General features: G+C 65.9%; 13 protein-coding genes and 1 other RNA gene. 6 read left to right on the top strand and 8 right to left on the bottom strand.

The window, feature by feature from the left end; genetic code table 11:
• Nucleotides 1–16: 16 nt before the first annotated feature.
• Genes M3A49_RS12155 through lipA form a run of 4 tightly spaced genes read left to right on the top strand, consistent with a single transcriptional unit; the run spans nucleotide 17 to nucleotide 4,172 of the window.
• A complete protein-coding gene (locus tag M3A49_RS12155; protein WP_266228907.1) occupies nucleotides 17–994 on the top strand; it encodes a thiamine pyrophosphate-dependent dehydrogenase E1 component subunit alpha in 978 nt (325 codons plus the stop codon).
• A gap of 46 nt (nucleotides 995–1,040) precedes the next feature.
• Nucleotides 1,041–2,045, top strand: coding sequence for an alpha-ketoacid dehydrogenase subunit beta (locus tag M3A49_RS12150; RefSeq protein WP_266228906.1), 1,005 nt, complete (start codon nucleotides 1,041–1,043; stop codon nucleotides 2,043–2,045).
• A 4-nt stretch (nucleotides 2,046–2,049) separates the two neighbouring features.
• The gene (locus M3A49_RS12145) at nucleotides 2,050–3,171 is read left to right on the top strand and encodes an acetoin dehydrogenase dihydrolipoyllysine-residue acetyltransferase subunit (protein WP_266228905.1); all 1,122 of its coding nucleotides are present in this window, start codon (nucleotides 2,050–2,052) and stop codon (nucleotides 3,169–3,171) included.
• A 2-nt stretch (nucleotides 3,172–3,173) separates the two neighbouring features.
• A complete protein-coding gene (lipA, locus tag M3A49_RS12140) occupies nucleotides 3,174–4,172 on the top strand; it encodes a lipoyl synthase (RefSeq protein WP_266228904.1) in 999 nt (332 codons plus the stop codon).
• A gap of 44 nt (nucleotides 4,173–4,216) precedes the next feature.
• Here lipA and M3A49_RS12135 read toward each other — a convergent pair whose 3' ends face one another.
• The 8 genes from M3A49_RS12135 to trxA all read right to left on the bottom strand — a co-directional run bounded on the left by M3A49_RS12135 (nucleotide 4,217) and on the right by trxA (nucleotide 13,101).
• The gene (locus tag M3A49_RS12135) at nucleotides 4,217–5,584 is read right to left on the bottom strand and encodes an MATE family efflux transporter (protein ID WP_266228903.1); all 1,368 of its coding nucleotides are present in this window, start codon (nucleotides 5,582–5,584) and stop codon (nucleotides 4,217–4,219) included.
• 7 nt (nucleotides 5,585–5,591) lie between these two features.
• On the bottom strand, nucleotides 5,592–7,346 hold the full coding sequence (locus tag M3A49_RS12130) for an ArnT family glycosyltransferase (protein WP_266228902.1): 1,755 nt from the start codon (nucleotides 7,344–7,346) through the stop codon (nucleotides 5,592–5,594).
• Between the two features lie 321 nt (nucleotides 7,347–7,667).
• Nucleotides 7,668–7,931 carry a type B 50S ribosomal protein L31 gene (locus tag M3A49_RS12125; RefSeq protein ID WP_133184305.1) on the bottom strand — a complete coding sequence of 88 codons (264 nt, stop codon included), beginning with the start codon at nucleotides 7,929–7,931 and terminating at the stop codon, nucleotides 7,668–7,670.
• Nucleotides 7,932–8,089: 158 nt separating this feature from the next.
• Nucleotides 8,090–8,926, bottom strand: coding sequence for a M90 family metallopeptidase (locus M3A49_RS12120; RefSeq protein WP_266228901.1), 837 nt, complete (start codon nucleotides 8,924–8,926; stop codon nucleotides 8,090–8,092).
• A gap of 35 nt (nucleotides 8,927–8,961) precedes the next feature.
• A complete protein-coding gene (locus M3A49_RS12115; protein WP_266228900.1) occupies nucleotides 8,962–10,518 on the bottom strand; it encodes an MFS transporter in 1,557 nt (518 codons plus the stop codon).
• Complete coding sequence (locus M3A49_RS12110; protein WP_266228899.1) at nucleotides 10,515–11,048, bottom strand: MerR family transcriptional regulator; 534 nt, start codon at nucleotides 11,046–11,048, stop codon at nucleotides 10,515–10,517. The genes M3A49_RS12115 and M3A49_RS12110 overlap by 4 nt, the downstream gene beginning before the upstream one ends.
• A gap of 161 nt (nucleotides 11,049–11,209) precedes the next feature.
• A complete protein-coding gene (gene rho / locus M3A49_RS12105) occupies nucleotides 11,210–12,472 on the bottom strand; it encodes a transcription termination factor Rho (RefSeq protein WP_027818379.1) in 1,263 nt (420 codons plus the stop codon).
• 302 nt (nucleotides 12,473–12,774) lie between these two features.
• Complete coding sequence (gene trxA / locus M3A49_RS12100; RefSeq protein WP_027818380.1) at nucleotides 12,775–13,101, bottom strand: thioredoxin TrxA; 327 nt, start codon at nucleotides 13,099–13,101, stop codon at nucleotides 12,775–12,777.
• A gap of 455 nt (nucleotides 13,102–13,556) precedes the next feature.
• Between trxA and ffs the strand changes: the two genes are divergently transcribed.
• An RNA gene (gene ffs, locus M3A49_RS12095) (signal recognition particle sRNA small type) lies at nucleotides 13,557–13,655 on the top strand.
• A gap of 220 nt (nucleotides 13,656–13,875) precedes the next feature.
• Complete coding sequence (dnaX, locus tag M3A49_RS12090; RefSeq protein WP_266228898.1) at nucleotides 13,876–16,251, top strand: DNA polymerase III subunit gamma/tau; 2,376 nt, start codon at nucleotides 13,876–13,878, stop codon at nucleotides 16,249–16,251.
• Nucleotides 16,252–16,261 lie beyond the last annotated feature (10 nt).

Genomic DNA, 16,261 nt, shown 5'->3' with positions numbered 1-16,261 from the left:
CACCCAGGAGACAACCATGTCAGTTCAGTTGAACAAGGAGCAGTTGCTCACCGCGTATCGCTCGATGCGCACGATTCGCGAGTTCGAGGAACGGTTGCACGTCGAGTTCGCGACCGGCGATATTCCGGGTTTCGTGCACCTGTACGCGGGCGAGGAGGCCTCCGCGGTCGGCACGATGAGCCATCTGAGCGATGCCGACTACGTCGCCACCACGCACCGCGGCCACGGCCACTGCATCGCCAAGGGCGTGGACGTGCGCGAGATGATGGCCGAGATCTATGGCCGGGCCACGGGTTCGTGCCGTGGCAAGGGCGGCTCGATGCATATCGCCGACCTGTCGAAAGGCATGCTGGGCGCGAACGGCATCGTGGGCGCGGGTGGTCCGCTTACGTGCGGGGCCGCGCTCGCCGCCAAACAGAAGAAGACGGGCGGCGTGGGCGTGTGCTTCTTCGGTGACGGCGCGTCGAACCAGGGCGTGATCTTCGAGTCGATGAATCTCGCCTCCGTGTGGCGCTTGCCGGTGATCTTCGTCGCGGAGAACAACGGCTACGCCGAGGCGACGTCGTCCACGTGGTCGGTCGCGGCCGACAACATCGCCGACCGCGCGAACGGCTTCGGCATGCCGGGCGTGATCGTCGACGGCTTCGATTTTTTCGCCGTGCACGAGGCGCTGGGCGAAGCCATTGCACGCGCACGCAGCGGCGGTGGCCCGACGCTCGTGGAAATGAAACTCTCGCGCTATTTCGGCCACTTCGAAGGCGACGCGCAAACCTACCGCGCCCCTGGCGAGGTGCAGAAGCTGCGCGAAGAAAAGGACTGTCTGAAGCGCTTCGAGGAGCGCGTGGTGCGCGCCGAACTCGCGAGCAGCGACGATCTGCGCAAGGTGGACGCCGAAGTGATGCAGCTGATCGACGATGCCGTGACGCAGGCCAAGGCCGCGCCGCTGCCGCCGCCCGAGGCGCTGCTCACGGACGTGTACGTGTCGTACCCTTAAGCGCTGCGCACTCAGGTCATCAGGATTCCAGATCAAGGAGACGGAAATGGCACGGAAAATCACCTATTCGCAGGCCATCAACGAAGCGCTTGCCCAGGAGATGGGCCGCGACGAGAGCGTGATCGTGATGGGCGAGGACAACGCGGGCGGCGCGGGCGCGCCTGGCGAGCAGGATGCGTGGGGCGGCGTGCTCGGCGTGACGAAGGGCCTTTACGGCAAGTTCCCCGGGCGCGTGCTCGATACGCCGCTCTCGGAAGGCGGCTTTATCGGCACGGCAGTGGGCGCCGCGGCGTGCGGCATGCGGCCGGTCGCGGAGCTGATGTTCATCGATTTCATGGGCGTGTGCTTCGACCAGATCTTCAACCAGGCGGCGAAGTTCCGCTACATGTTCGGCGGCAAGGCGGTCACGCCGGTCGTGATTCGCACCATGTATGGCGCAGGCTTGCGCGCGGCCGCGCAGCACTCGCAGATGCTCACCTCGCTCTTCACGCATATTCCGGGGCTGAAGGTCGTGTGCCCGGCCACGCCCTATGACGCCAAGGGTCTCATGATCGAGGCGATTCGCGACAACGACCCTGTGATCTTCTGCGAGCACAAGCTGCTCTACACGATGGAAGGCGACGTTCCGGAGGAATCCTATTCGATTCCGTTCGGCGAGGCCAACATCGTGCGCGATGGCGACGACGTCACGATCGTCACGTATGGACGCATGGTGCACTACGCGCTCGATGCGGCGCAGAAGCTCGCGAAAGACGGCATCGAGGCGGACGTGATCGACCTGCGCACGACCTCGCCGCTCGACGAGGAAACGATCCTCGAAAGCGCGCGCCGCACGGGCCGGGTCGTGGTCGTGGACGAAGCCAATCCGCGCTGTTCGATCGCGACCGATATTGCCGCACTCGTTGGCCAGAAGGCGTTCAAGGAACTGATGGCCCCCGTCGGCATGGTCACCGCACCGCATACGCCGGTGCCGTTCGCGGCATCGCTCGAAGACCTCTACATCCCGTCGGCGGAGAAGATCGCCGAAGCCGCACGCGCAGCAAGGAGCTGAAGTCATGCCGATTCACATGATCACGATGCCCAAATGGGGCCTGTCGATGGAGCAGGGCCAGGTGAACGGCTGGCTCAAGTCGCCCGGCGACAAGGTCACCAAGGGCGATGAGTTGCTCGACGTGGAGTCCGACAAGATCGCGTCGGGCGTCGAGTGCGCGTTCGAGGGCGTGTTGCGGCGGCAGATCGCGCAGGAGGGCGACACGCTGCCGGTGGGCGCGCTGTTGGGCGTGGTCGCCGATGCCGAAGCGGCCGACGCGGATATCGATGCCGCGGTGGCCGAGTTTCAGCGCGACTTCGTGCCTGCGCAGGCGGGCGACGCCGACGCGGGACCGCAGCCGGAAAAGTCGCAGATTGGCGGCAGGACCGTGCGCTACCTGAAGCAGGGCGAAGGTGAGGGCGTGCCTGTCGTGCTGATCCACGGCTTCGGCGGCGATCTCAACAACTGGCTCTTCAACCACACCGATCTCGCGGCAGAGCGCACCGTCTGGGCGCTCGATCTGCCGGGTCACGGCGAGTCGGGCAAGGCGCTCGAGAGCGGGAGCCTCGACGAGCTTGCGCAAAGCGTGATCGCGTTCCTCGACGCGCAGAAGATCGACCGTGCGCATCTCGTCGGGCACTCGCTGGGCGGCGCGGTGGCCATGGCGGTGGCCGAACAGGCGCCCGGGCGCGTGGCTTCCCTTGCACTGATCTCCAGTGCGGGGCTTGGCAGCGAGATCGATGGGGCGTATATCGAGGGCTTCGTCGTGGCGGGCAATCGCAATGCGCTCAAGCCGCACGTGACGAAGCTGTTCGCCGATCCCGCGCTGGTCACGCGCCAGCTCGTCGAGGACCTCGTGAAGTATAAGCGGCTCGAAGGCGTGCAGGCTGCGCTCGGCAAGATTGCGGGGCAGGCGTTCGACGGCGGCGCGCAGCGGCGCGTGTTCCGCGAGCGCGTAGCATCACTCGCGCCGCGCGCGCTCGTGATCTGGGGCGAGGCTGACCAGATCATTCCGGCGCGCCATGCGCAGGGGTTGCCGTCGCAGGTGCGCGTGGAGGTGATTGCGGGCAAGGGGCACATGGTGCAGATGGAGGCGGCGCAGGAGGTCAATCGCCTGCTCAAGGCCTTTTTCGACGAAGGAGCCTGAGCATGGAGGTCGCCACGTCTCGAACGCCCCATTCGTCGAGTACGGCGCTGGGTCAGGAGGGCCTGCGCAGCCGCGAGAAGCTTGCGCGGATTCCGGTGAAGATCGTGCCGCCTGCCGGCGCTGACGCGGTCTTGCCGAAGCCGCCCTGGCTGCGCGCGCGTCCGCTCATGAGCGAGACCGTAGCGGGCGTGGCGGCCGTATTGCGCGAGCATCGGCTTCATTCGGTGTGCGAAGAAGCGATGTGCCCGAACATCGGCGAATGCTTTGCCCAGCGCACCGCGACCTTCATGATCATGGGCGGGCTTTGCACGCGGCGCTGCCCGTTCTGCGATGTCGCTCACGGGCGCCCCGCGCCGCTCGACGAGGACGAGCCCGCGCACCTTGCGGCAGCGGTCGCGGCGCTGGGCTTGCGTCACGTCGTCATCACCTCGGTCGATCGCGACGACTTGCGCGACGGCGGCGCGACGCACTTCGCGCGTTGCATCGCGCAGGTACGCGAGCGCGTGCCGGGGATCGGCGTCGAGGTACTGACGCCCGATTTTCGCGGCCGTATCGCGCGCGCGCTCGAGGCGCTTTCGCACGCGTGGCCCGACGTGTTCAATCACAACATCGAGACCGTGCCCTCGCTGTATCGCGCGGCGCGGCCGGGCGCGGACTATCGCGGCTCGCTCGACCTGCTTGCGCGCGCGAAAGCGGCCAACGGTGCGCTCGTCACGAAGTCGGGGCTGATGGTGGGTCTGGGCGAAACCGATGAGGAGTTGCTCGCGACGATGCGCGACTTGCGCGCGCATCGCGTAGAAGTGCTGACGATCGGGCAGTATCTCGCGCCGTCGCGCTTTCATCTGCCGGTGAAGCGCTACATGCATCCCGACGCGTTCGCCGCGTTGCGCACGGCGGGGCTGGCAATGGGATTTAGCGAGGTCGTGGCCGGGCCGCTGGTCCGCTCGTCGTATCACGCGGCGCAGACCGTGGAGGCGGCGCGGCAGGCCGATGCGGGGTGATCTGTGTTTGCAACTAACCGCCTAGCATCTCCGTTGCCAACGGGCTAGGCACTTTCCCGCGCAAACCGCGTGCTCACCCGTGAGAGATAAAACAGGAGTCCTGCACCGGCAATCAGGAGGCTCGCCATGTTGGCGAGCCAGAACCCGCGCACGCCCGTCGCCCAGGCGGGCATCGTGCCGGTCACGTCGAAGCCGAGCGCGAAGCCGCCGCCCAGCCCCACGCCCCAGAGCGCGAGCGCATAGATGATGGTCGGCACGATCGCGACCTTGTAGGCGCGCAACGCGAAGGCCGTGGTGATCTGCAGGGCGTCGAACACGTGATAGCAGGTGACGATGGCGACGAGCGGCATGGCCGCGACCGCCACGGCAGGGTCCGGCGTATAGCCGCCGATGATGAGCGGCCGCAGCACGAACACGATCGCGCCGTAGCAGCAGGCAATCGCCACGGCCGTCGCCACGCCGTGCCCCGCGAGCGTGCGCGCTTCGGCCGGGCGATTGCCGCCCAGCGCCTGGGCGACGAGCGTCGAGGTCGCCACGCCGATCGAAAGCGGCGTCATGTAGAGCACGGCACCGATGTTGCCGGCGATCTGATGTCCGGCGAGCGTGGTCGTGCCCATGCGTGCGATGAAGATCGCCATGAACGTGTACGACGTCACTTCGATGAGGTACGAAAGCCCCATCGGAATGCCGAGCTTGAGCAGTTCGGCCTGGCGTTTCCACTCGGGCCAGCAGAAGTGCCTGAAGATTTCGAACGGCGCGAACACGTCCACTCGCGTGAGCGCGACGGCCGCGCACAAGGCGAGCGTCCAGTTGATCGAGGTGCTCGCGAGCGCGCAGCCCGGGCCGCCGAGCGCCGGTACGCCGAGGCCGCCGAAGATGAGCCACGTGTTGAGCGGCACCTTGAGCACGAGCGCGCCGACCTGCAGGAACATCACGAGGCGCGGGCGCCCCACGGCATTGGCGAGCGAGCTGTAGATGCGAAAGGCCAGCGCCGCGGGCAGCCCGAACGAGAGCAGCTGCAGATAGCCGACGGTGCGCTCGCGCAGCGCCTCGGGCGCGTGCGCGAGGTCGAGCAGCGGGCCGGGAAAGTAGAGGATCGCGAAGCCGATCACCATCAGCACGAGCGCGAGCCAGAACGCCTGGCGCACTTCGAGGCCGATTTCCGTGTCCTTGCGCGCGCCATAGAGCTGCGCCGCAACGGGCTGCAGCGCGCTGAGAATGCCCGTGAGGGCGATATACACCGAAATGTAGATCGACGAACCCAGTCCGAGCGCCGCGAGATCGAGCGCCGAGTAGCGGCCGACCATCGCAGTGTCGATCACGCCGAACGCGATGATCGCGAGCTGCCCGACCAGCACCGGCCACGCGAGCGCGGCGATGCGCCGGACGTCGCCCGCGAAAGTCGTCGTCACCGCGGCCTCAGTCCGGACGCTTGCGCCAGACATGTTTCTTGAGCGGCGGCGTCGGACGGTCGATGCGCACGTACAGGCGGAAGCGCTCGTCGCGGTCGGCGGCGCGGCGGCCTTCCCACACGAGCTTCCATACGTAGTCCGGCATCGAACTCGGCTCGCCGTAGTCCTGCGTGTCCTGGCGCAGGATCACGTCGCAGTCCTCGTTGAACGCGAAGTGCATCCTGCCGAAGTACGCGAAGGTGGCGATCTGCGCGTCGCCGAGGCGGACGGGCGAGATGCACTGATAGTCGGCGGGCAGGTGCGCGGCGATCTGCTCGGCCACGTCCTTGTAGGTCCGGCTGTAGTTGACGACCGGCAGCCACAGCGTCATGAGCAGCACCCACATGAGCGTGGTGCCGCCGCTCGAGAGTACGACGCTGCGCCACAGCACCTTCGGATGGCGCGCCACGCGCCAGCGCACGAGCACCATCCAGCATACGGTGACGGCCACCGCGCACACGAACGAAAGAATCTTGAACTGCGGTACGAAACCGGGCGCGAGGCGCGCGAGGTTGCGCGCGAGCGGCGCCGGGAAACCGGTCATGCCCGCGAGCCACACGAGCCACACGAAGGTGCTGAGAATCGTGAAACTCAGCACCGCGAACCAGTCGATCGCGTTGATCGCGCCGCGCTTGAGCGTGGGCAGCGCGAAGGTCGCGAGCACCGCCAGCGCGGGCAGCACGAGCATGAAGAGCCGGTTCGATTCGTGGCTCTGCACGACCACGAGGATGAGCAGCGGCACGATCACCGACAGCGGAATCGCGATGTGCGGCTTGCGGCGCAGTCCGGCCCAGCTCACGAAGGCCCAGATCGCGAGGGGCCACGCGGGCCAGGTGAAGAGCGGCAGGTTCTTGGCGGCGTAGCGCAGCACGTAACCAGGCGGCCCGGCGAAAGCGTTGACGTTGGTGTGCGCCCACTGGTTGAGGAACCAGACGGCGTCGTCGGGATACAGGTGCAGCGCCAGCAGCGGCCATGAGGCCGAGACCACGAGCGCCACGGGCAGGCCCGCCACGAGCAGCCAGCGCGAGCGCGTTTCGGGGGCGATGGCGAGCATGGCGAGCGTGCCGATGAGGAGCGCGCCTACGAGCACGGGGCCGCTCGACAGCATCACGATGCCGAGCGCGAGGCCCCACCAGAGGGCGCCCTGGACCGGCTTGTCGATGGCGCGCACGACGCCGTACAGCAGCATGGCGATGCCCACGAACTGCATGAGCTGCGGCGTGGTTTCGTGGCCGCGCTCGGCGAGGCCGACGCAGCCCAGCAGAACGAGCAGGGCGCCGTCGCCGAGGGTGCGGCCGTAGTCGCGCGGCTCGGGCTCGCCGCCGAATGCGTACTTGAACGGCTGCACTTCGGGGCGGCGGCCGAGCAGATACGCGCTGTACCAGACGAACGCGCATGCGAGACAGAACAGCACGCCCGTGGCGATGCGCGACGCGTTGCTGGCGTCGACCCACGGCGCGAAGAGACGGATGCAGGCGGCGCCCAGCCAGTAGCCGAGCGGACCGTTTTCGGTCACGTACTTGCCGACGAGATTGGGCAGCAGCCAGTCGTGCGAGGTGCCGCCCGCCATCGTCCACATCACCCCGAAGCCCGCCGCATCCTCGTTTTTCCACGGGTCGCGGCCAAAGAGGCCGAACGCCGCGAAGACGATACAGATGGTCAGCAACAGCCAGCGCGGCAGGGCGCTGGTGGCGGAGGCGGTCAGTCGAATGGCTGGCTTCATGCAGTACGAAGGGAGACGGATAAACCGGGCGTGTTCGAGCGGGTGGCTCACACGCGGAGGTCAAGCGGGCATGCGCGACAGACGGGACACCCGGCCGTGCGCCGCGGAGCAATCCGGCATTCTAGCCGGGCCGGCGACCGCGCGTCACGGCGATAGCCGCGGGTTAATCCACGGAAACATCCGAAAAGGGGCGGTAAGTCGCACCCGCCTCGCCGCCCGGACGGCGCAACGGTGGCGCAGGCAACAAAAAAGGGCAGCGTATGCTGCCCTTTTTGTGCACGTTCAATGCGGGACCGGCCAGAAGCCGGCGCGGCGAGGTGCTTACTTGCCGGCCTTGCCCGAGGCGCGTGCGCCGAACTTCTTGTTGAACTTCTCGACACGGCCTGCCGTGTCCATGATCTTTTGCGTGCCCGTGTAGAACGGATGCGATTCCGACGACACTTCGATCTTGGCGAGCGGGTAGGTCTTGCCGTTGAATTCGGCGGTTTCGCGCGTCTGGATGGTCGAGCGGGTCACGAACTTGAAGTCGTTCGAAACGTCGATGAACAGGACTTCGCGGTAATTCGGGTGAATGCCTTCTTTCATGGTTATTCCTTAAATCTGGCGGTAGCCAACCCGCGTGCCTGCAACACCATGTTGCCGACTTTGCTCGCGCGAGCCACTTACCCAAGGGTCGAAAAACCGCGATTATGCCAGATAATCAGCCGGTTGGCGAATTTTTGAGGCTCCCGCGCGGCAGGTCTTCAGGCCGGCTGGCCGGTGAGGGCGCCCACGCGCGCCGGGTCCTGGCGGTAATAGCGCGCGAGCAGCCGGTAAAGCTCGGGATATTCAGCCTCGAAGGCCTTCGGCTTGACGAAAAGGGCTTCGCTGCACACCGCGAAGAACTCCGAGGGGTGGTCGGTGGCATAGGGATCGATCAGCGAGTCGCGCTCGAAGCGCGCCCAGCGGCGCTCCGGCACGGCGTCCACCTTGTCGCAGAACTGATCGTAGGCGTTGTCGAACACGTCGGCCCAGGCCTGCGCGTCGAGCGGGGCATGCCAGCGCCGAAAGAGGGGCGGATGGCCGTCGGCCTCGCCGTTGAGCATGTCGATCTTGTGCGCGAACTCGTGGATCACGACGTTGTACGCGTCGCTGCCATCGGTCATCTGCGCGTCTTCCCACGAGAGGATCACGGGGCCGCCTTCCCACGCCTCGCCGCTCGCATCGTGCTCCACCTCGTGGACCACGCCGTCCTCGTCCTCCACGGTCTTGCGGATCACGAATTCGCCCGGATAGACGACCACACCCACCCAACCCTTGTAGAGGTCGAGTGAAAGATTGAGCACCGGCAGCGACGCCTGCGCGGCGATCGCCACGGTCATCGGGTCGGTCAATTCTAGATCGTGCGCTGTGGAAAACTCCTTTTGCGCGATGAAAAGGCTCGTCAGCTCGCGCAGGCGCGCGAGGTCGGCGGCGTCGAGGTGCTTGAGAAAGGGCAAGCCCGCGAGCGTGGCCTGCCAAAGCGCGTCGTCGATCGCGTAGGTGCGCAGCGCCTTGTCGCGGCGGCGCGCGTCGAACCAGTGAGAGAGTTTCGAAAGCATCGCTGGGTATGGTTTCCCGTGCGTCTGGATGTCGTTCAGTCGATCTGCTTTTGCCACGCGGCGAAGATCCCGCCGCACACGGCCACGCCGATCAGGAAGTAGAACCCGTCGAGCGAACTCAGAAAGCTCGCCTGCTGCGCGACCATGCGGCTCACCTGCGCGAGGGCGAGTCCGTGCGCTTCGCTCGCGGACCGGCCCATCAGCTCGAACGAATGCGTCAGCGCGGCGTAGGTGCTCTGGAACGCCGGGTTGAACGGATTCACGAACTCGGCGAGCCGCGTCCGGTGCAGCGCGAGCCGGTGCTGCTCGACGATGATAACCGTGGCCGTGGCGAACGATATCGTCAACTGCCGGACGATGTTTTTCAAGCGATAACCGTGCGTGAATTCTTCGATCGCGAAGATGCGGAACGTGAGATTGGCGACGGGCAGCACGATAAAGAGCAGCAGCAGGCCACGCAGCAGCAGCGGCGGGATGAGCCAGGCTTCGCTTGCCTGCGGCGTGAGCCGTGTCATCCAGAACGAGATGAACGCCGAGAGCACGAAGCCAGGCACGATGATCCACTTCTTGTGCGTAATGCGCTTCGCGTAGCGGAAATAGAAAAAGAGTGCGCCGGCCGAGATGAGCGACGTGACGCCGGTGAGGCGGCCGGCGTTTTCGACGGGGTAGTTGAAACCGCCTTCGAGCAGCCGCGAGACCAGGTAGCTGAGTGCCGTGCTCAGGTAGTAATAGACCATGTAGAGCAGCAGGCCCACCTGGAACGGCTTCTCGCGCAGCGCGTGCAGGCGCATGAGCGGCTTGGGATGATGCCACTGATGCCAGCCGAACCAGGCGAGCGCCGTGATCCCGACGAGCGTGAGCAGAATGATTTCCGGCGACGCGCTGAACAGTTCGAAGCGTACCTGCTGCATGGCGATTTGCAGCGCGCCCTGCGCAAACGCGAAGATGATGTACGGCCAGAAGTGTGCTTCGCCGCGCTCCTCGGGCAGCAAGTGGCCCGTATCGGGCAGTGCGAGCAGGGCCAGCACGGCATAGAGGACGCCCGCGGGCGCGGAAAACGCGAACAGGGCGCGCCAGTCGAAATGCGCGACGAGCTGGCCGCCCACGAGCGGCGCCAGCGCGCTGGAGAGCACGATGAGAATGAGGAACGCGCGCGTCGCGACGGGACGCTGCTGCGGCGTGAAGCTGATCTGGATGAGGATGCGGCAGGTACCCATCATCGGGCCGATGAAGTAGCCCTGGAAGCCGCGCGCGAAGGCAAGCTCGATCGACGATTCGCACAGTGCCGCCGCGATCGCGCCGGCGGCATAGAGCAGCAGGCAGCTGCCCACGTAGCGGCGGTAGCCCATGCGCTCCACCCACCATTGCTGCTGCAGGATGCCCAGAACGGCGCACACGGCGTAGGCGCTCGACGACCAGACGAGTTCGTCGGGCGACGCGTTGATGCCGCCCGCGATATGGCTCGTGAAGAACGAGAAGATCGCGTTGTCGTAGTAGTCGAGCCCGGTCGCGAGGGCGAGCACCCACGGGAAAAAGTCGCCGCGCAGGCGCGCCGCGCTGAAGATCGGCTCGCGGGGCTGGGCCGTGCTCATGCCGATTCGTCGTCCTCGCGTGCTTTGCTCGCAGGCTCTGCCGGCTTGCCCGCCTTGCGGCGCCGCGTAGCGGCGAGGCGCTGCTCGATCAGCTGGTCGGACGGCTCTCCCGCGAGGCGCCGCTGCAGGTAGTCGAGGTCGTCGGCAAGCTCCGCGCGCACCGTCTGCGCTTCCTTCAACTCGCGGCGCACGGCCGCGATACGCGTGTCGAGCGTCTCGATCTGCTGCGCGAGCGCGTCGGCGATCTGCTGGAGCGACTCCTGCGAATAGCGCCGGCGGCCTTCGCCGACCTGCTCGAGCGGCCGCTTGAGCATTTCGGTGATGCCGTGCAGCGAGAAGCCGAGCGCGCGCAGTCGCAGGATGCGCGAAAACTGCTCGAGGTCGTGCTCGTCGTAGAGCCGGTAGCGGCCTTCGCTGCGGGAAGGGCTGACGAGCCCACGCTCTTCGTAATACTTGAGCGTGCGCGGCGTGACATGCAGGCGCTCGGCGGCGTCGCGCACCGTGAGCAGCGCCGGGGAATCCTTGGGCATAGGAACTCTTTTTTCGCCGTCGGGCGATCAAGGCATGCGGCGCATTATAGTTCAACGTGAACGTTCACGTACAGGTTGCGGCGCGCAACGATTTGCTGCCGGAAAAGAAAAACGCCCGCGAAGTTGCGGGCGTTTTGCGGTGATTCGAGCGGGCGAGCGCTTTAGCCGCCGCGGCGCATCATGTCGAAGAACTCGGAGTTGTTCTTCGTCTGGCGAATCTTGTCGAGCAGGAATTCCATCGCCTCGACTTCGTCCATGTCGTGGATGAACTTGCGCAGCACCCAGATCTTCTGGAGGATGTCCGGCTTGATCAGCAGCTCTTCGCGGCGCGTGCCCGACTTGTTCAGGTTGATCGACGGGTAGACGCGCTTTTCCGCGAGACGGCGCTCGAGGTGCACTTCCATGTTGCCGGTGCCCTTGAACTCTTCGTAGATCACGTCGTCCATGCGGCTGCCGGTTTCGATCAGCGCCGTGCCGATGATGGTGAGCGAGCCGCCTTCTTCGATATTGCGTGCCGCGCCGAAGAAGCGCTTCGGACGTTGCAGCGCGTTGGCGTCCACACCGCCCGTGAGCACCTTGCCCGATGCGGGCACAACGGTGTTGTAGGCGCGCGCGAGACGCGTGATCGAGTCGAGCAGAATCACGACGTCGTGCTTCATTTCGACGAGGCGCTTGGCCTTCTCGATCACCATTTCGGCGACCTGCACGTGACGCGCAGCCGGTTCGTCGAAGGTCGAGGCGATCACTTCGCCTGCCACCGAACGCTGCATTTCAGTCACTTCTTCAGGGCGCTCGTCGATCAGCAGCACGAACAGGACCACGTCGGGGTGGTTCTGTTTGATGGCGTGCGCGATGTGCTGGAGCATCACGGTCTTGCCGGATTTGGGCGAAGCGACCAGCAGGCCGCGCTGACCCTTGCCGATGGGCGCGATCATGTCGATGATGCGGCCCGTCACGTTCTCCTCACCGCGCATTTCGCGCTCGAGCAGCAGCACCTTGTTCGGGTGCAGCGGCGTGAGGTTCTCGAACATGATCTTGTGCTTCGAGGCCTCCGGCGGCTGGCCGTTGACCTTGTCCACCTTCACGAGCGCGAAGTAGCGTTCGCCGTCCTTCGGCGTGCGCACTTCACCTTCGATCGTGTCGCCGGTGTGCAGGTTGAAGCGGCGGATCTGCGACGGGCTGATATAGATATCGTCCGTGCTGGCGAGATACGAGGTTTCTGGCGAGCGCAGGAAGCCGAAGCCGTCGGGGAGCACTTCGAGCGTGCCGTCACCGAAGATCGTTTCGCCCGTCTTGGCGCGCTTTTTGAGAATCGCGAACATGAGTTCCTGCTTGCGCAGGCGGTTCGCATTTTCGATCTCGAGGCCATTGGCCATCTCGATCAATTCGGACACGTGCAGAGACTTGAGCTCGGAAAGATGCATACGGAGAACCCGTCGGGGAGGAGTGCGACGAAAAGGATGGGGGAAAAGAAGCGAGCGGAACCGCTCAAGGACTTTTGGTTGAAACTTTGCTTCAAGCTTGCTTGAAACTTTTATAAGGGCGCCGGTAGACGCTTTATGAATTCTAGCATAGCACACGCCAGAAACCGTCAGTGAAGACCGACTGCAAGTTTCGGCGTGTTTTTATGGTGCGTGTTGTCGCGTGACAACACGCACCTTTGCATGGCTCATCCCTTGCTGGCCGGGCGAGGCGCCCGGGCGGGGAGGGGCGGCCAGCGAGGAGGTTACAGGTGGCTGTCCAGGAACGCGGTGAGCTGCGACTTCGACAGCGCGCCGACCTTCTGCGCCGCCACGGCGCCGTTCTTGAAGAGGATCAGCGTGGGGATGCCGCGCACGCCGAACTTCACCGGCGTCGACTGGTGCTCGTCGACGTTGATCTTCGCGACCTGAAGGCGGTCGCCATAATCTTTCGCGACTTCATCGAGAATCGGCGCGATCATCTTGCACGGACCACACCACTCCGCCCAGAAGTCCAGCAGCACGGGCTTGTCGGATTTCACGACGTCCTGTTCGAACGATGCGTCGCTGATATGCTTGATTTGTTCGCTCATTGTATGAATACCTCTTTCGATTCGAGGCCGAGTAAATTGCTCGCCACGATACACCAAAACTGAAAATTCTTCCGGGGCCGCCTTGGCGGCCAGACCGAACCCGAGTCGTACGTCCGAATCACACGCCATTCGCACGCAAACCGCGTGGCCCAGCCGATTGCCGACGCCAGTGTAGCCTAAATCCCTATGCGTTGCCGACGGTGATAGTACTCATGCCGCAAGCAGGGTTTCCGTCCTGCAGACCACATTCGGCGGGATATTCGGGCGGTGGCGCGGGCAATTTCGTGGGGCCTTTCCGTGCGATACCTTGTGCTCCTGCACGCTATCTGGAGGCGGCGCGGGGCATTGCAAGAGGGTGGCTACCCATGGCACGCAACGATGTCTGGAGCGGCTCGGCGCGTTTTTTCGCACCGCAGCAGTCGCATTGGCGGGCGACCGATGTTAGAATGCGCCGTGACGGGCCTCCTCGCATGGAGGGGCGGTCAACCTGGTCAGGTCGGGAACGAAGCAGCCACAGCCGTTTTCCGCCAGTGCCGAGGGTCAGGCTCGTCACCTTCCTCTTTTTTCTTCCGTTTTTCCCCCAGATACGAGATTGACGCCGCGCCATTGATTGCGCGACGCGGCTCTTCGTTCGTCGTATTTGCCACGTCTGTATCGCCACTGTTTTCGTCGTCTGTAATCGCCGGCTCGCACCATTGCGCGGCGGCCGCGAACCGGGCATTGGCCGCCTTTCGATTCATCTGGACGCGCGGGCGTTGCTGATACAATTTCCGCATGACCTATCAAGTTCTCGCACGCAAGTGGCGACCGAAGGATTTCGCTTCGCTCGTCGGACAGGAGCACGTGGTGCGCGCGCTCACGCATGCACTCGACGGCGGCCGCCTGCATCACGCGTACCTCTTCACAGGCACGCGCGGCGTGGGCAAGACGACGCTGTCGCGTATCTTCGCCAAGGCGCTCAACTGTGAGACCGGCGTGACGTCGAAGCCCTGCGGCGTGTGCCGCGCGTGCCGGGAAATCGACGAAGGGCGCTTCGTCGACTACGTCGAGATGGATGCGGCGAGCAATCGCGGCGTGGACGAAATGGCCGCGCTGCTCGAGCGTGCGGTTTACGCGCCGGTCGATGCGCGCTTCAAGGTCTACATGATCGACGAGGTGCACATGCTCACGAACCACGCCTTCAACGCGATGCTGAAGACGCTGGAAGAGCCGCCGCCGCATGTGAAGTTCATCCTCGCGACGACGGACCCGCAGAAGATTCCGGTCACGGTGCTCTCGCGTTGCCTGCAGTTCAATTTGAAGCAGATGCCGGCGGGCAACATCGTCGAGCATCTCACGCATATTCTCGGTGAGGAGAGGGTCGAGTTCGAGGCGCAGGCGCTGCGCCTGCTCGCGCGCGCCGCCGACGGCTCGATGCGCGACGCGCTTTCGCTCACCGACCAGGCCATTGCTTATTCAGCCAACCAGGTCACCGAGGAAGCGGTGCGCGGCATGCTCGGCGCGCTCGATCAAAGCTATCTGATCCGCCTGATCGACGCGCTCGTGGCCGGCGACGGCGCGAACGTGCTGGCCATCGCAGACGAAATGGCGCTGCGCAGCCTGTCGTTCTCCACGGCGCTGCAGGACCTCGCGAGTCTGTTCCATCGCATTGGCTGGGCGCAGTTCGCGCCTTCTTCGGTGCTCGACGAGTGGCCCGAAGCCGACGACATTCGCCGTTTTGCAGAAGCAGTGAGCCCGGAGCAGGTCCAGCTTTTCTATCAGATCGCGACTCTCGGCCGCAGCGAACTCGGCCTGGCGCCCGACGAATACGCCGGCTTCACGATGACGCTGCTGCGCATGCTCGCGTTCGAGCCTTCCGTGAGCGCGGGCAGCGTGGGCAGTGCGCCGGCGTCGAAACCCGTTGCGGCGGGCATGGGCACGCGTGCGGCGGCTCCGGTAGCGGCGTCGGCGCGCAGTGCGGCGCCTGCCGTTGCGCAGCCGGTCGTGCCGAAGCCGGCAGCGCCGGTGCCGCAGCCGATAGAAGCCGCACCGGCGAAGTTGCCCGTTACCGAGCCGCAAGCGAGTGCGCCTGCGCCGCTCGCGACGCCTGCAGCCGAAGCGCGCGTCGTCCCGCCCTGGGAAGACGCGGGCGAGCCCGCGCCGAATCTGGGCGCCGCGCCGCAAGCTGCGCCTGTGGCCCCGGTCGAGCCGGCGGCGGCCGCTCCCGCTGCGCCAGAAGAGACGCAGCCTGTGCAGAGCGTGGCCGCCGCGCCCACGCCGCAATTCGAATCTCGCGAGGAACCCGCCGCCGCGTCCGCGCGCGGTGGCGCAAGCGCTGCGCTCGACGTGCTGCGCAGCAAGGGCATGCGCGCTGCCACGGGCCGAGGTCCGGCTGCCGCTGCCGGCGTGGCCGCTCCTGCGCCCGCGCCGAAGGCCGCACCGCGCATGGAAGTGAAGGTGCCGACGCCCGATCCGGCTCGCCGCGCCGCCGCCGCGCAGGAAGCGCAGGCGCGCCAGCCGGCACGCAACGCAAGTGCGCAGCAGGACGCCTCGGGCGCGCCGCCGTGGGACGATATCCCGCCCGACGACTACGTGCCGCTCGGCGCCGATGATGCGTACTTCGCGCCCCCCGACGACGGCTTCGTGGCCGCCTACGACAGCGAGCCGTCGGCACCGCGCGCTGCCGCTTCGGTGCCGACGTCGTCGCCGGCCGTGGTCGACGTAAGCAAGCTGCCGCCTGGAATTGCGCTCGATCCGATCGGCTTCACGGGCGACTGGCCCGCGCTCGCCGCCACGCTTTCGCTCAAGGGCATCTCGTACCAGCTCGCATTCAACAGCGAGCTGACGGCGCTCGAAGGTACGCTGCTCAAATTGAGCGTGCCGGTGCCGCAGTACGCCGAAGCCTCGCAGGTGGCGAAGCTCAGGACGGCGCTCGCCGAGCGTCTTGGCAAGGCCGTTGAAGTGAGCGTGGAAGTCGGCCCCGCGCGCCGCACGGCGGCCGCCCTCGACGCCGCCGAACGCGCCCAGCGTCAACGCGAAGCCGAGCGCGAGATCGGCGCCGACCCCTTCGTGCAGCAACTGATTCGCGACTTCGGCGCGAGCATCGTGCCGGGCTCGATCCGGCCGGTTGCGCCGGAAGCCGCATCGGGCGGCACTCAGGCCGCCCACTGAATTGCGCCGC

It is taken from the genome of Paraburkholderia sp. CNPSo 3076 (assembly GCF_026343935.1).
GTDB classification, from domain to species: domain Bacteria; phylum Pseudomonadota; class Gammaproteobacteria; order Burkholderiales; family Burkholderiaceae; genus Paraburkholderia; species Paraburkholderia nodosa.
The sequence above is the reverse complement of the archived record's forward strand: the minus strand, read 5'-3'. Positions and strand labels throughout refer to the sequence as shown.